General features: G+C 67.1%; 1 protein-coding gene. It reads right to left on the bottom strand.

Going from position 1 to position 1,117, the window contains the following annotated elements; translation table 11 throughout:
• Positions 1-69 precede the first annotated feature (69 nt).
• On the bottom strand, positions 70-1,029 hold the full coding sequence (locus L0D17_RS13120) for an IS4/IS5 family transposase (protein WP_243095695.1): 960 nt from the start codon (positions 1,027-1,029) through the stop codon (positions 70-72).
• Positions 1,030-1,117: the final 88 nt, after the last annotated feature.

Genomic DNA, 1,117 nt, shown 5'->3' with positions numbered 1-1,117 from the left:
GGAGTGGTCCCCACATTTTTACTCGTCCAGTCTCACATGTGTCTGTCCGGGTTCATCCCTGACCTCTCATCAGTTTCCCCCTCTCTGCAGTAGGCCTTGAAGCAGCTCCCGCAACGCCCGCGCCACCTCATCCCGCAGACGCGGGGGGCCCTGGGCCAAAGCCATCCACCCTAGGCGGAAGAGGCTCTGCCGCTCCGGATAGGCCACCACCTGGGGCCACCACTCCGCACCCCCAAGAACCGCCCCCAGGAGGACCCACACCACCATGGCCAAGAAGACAAGCCAAAGCCAACCCCCAAGGCTCACCCCCGTCCTCATCCGGTGCCGGTCCAGACCCAAACCCCCGCCCTTCAGGTCCCGGAAGGCCAGGTACCAGGGCTCCCGCCTCCCCTGGAAAAGCCAAAGCCCCACCTCTACCCCCCTCCCCCTAGACCCCACCAGGCGGGCCCGCAAACCCTGGGGCTCGGGCACCTCCGGGTAGCGCTCCCCCAGGAGGAAGCGCTCCCCCGTTTCCGTCTCCACCCCCCGGTTGCGCCGCAGCCGGATGAGGAAACCCATGCCCCATTCCTGGAGCCGCCGCATCAAGGAGGCCCGGTCAAAGCCCCGGTCCAGGAGGAAGAGGGGGGTGTAGCCCAGGGCCTGGACCTCCCGGCCCAAGCGGTGGAGGAAGGCCTCCTCCACCCGGTTCTGGCTGGGGAAGGGGGAGAGGGGGTGGAGGGCGAAGGCCAGGGGCAGAGCCCTCCCTCGCAGGGGGAGGGCGGCCACCAGGACCTTGTGCTCGCCGTCCTCCCCGTGGGTCCAGTCCACGAGGAGGGGGAGGAGGCCCTTTTGGGCCACCCGAGGGGCGAGGAGGGGGAGGAGATGGGCTGTGAGGGTCCAGGGGTTTTGCAGGGCGGGGTGGTGGAGGAAGCGCCAGAGGCGGTTGAGGCGGCTTTGGGCCAGGTTGGCGCGGAAGGTCTTTCTCAGGGAGGGGAAGGCGTTGTGGACCCAGGCGGTGATAATCTGGTGGAGGGGGTTGAGGGTAGACATAACTTCACAACCCCCCCTTTTTGTTCCCTTTGTCCTCAGTACACGTCAAAACGTGGGACCACCCCTTTAGGATGGACCTGCGCCCACG

Origin of the sequence: Thermus thalpophilus (genome assembly GCF_022760915.1) — a bacterium.
Lineage (GTDB): Bacteria > Deinococcota > Deinococci > Deinococcales > Thermaceae > Thermus > Thermus thalpophilus.
This window is presented reverse-complemented; position numbering and strand designations above follow the sequence as displayed.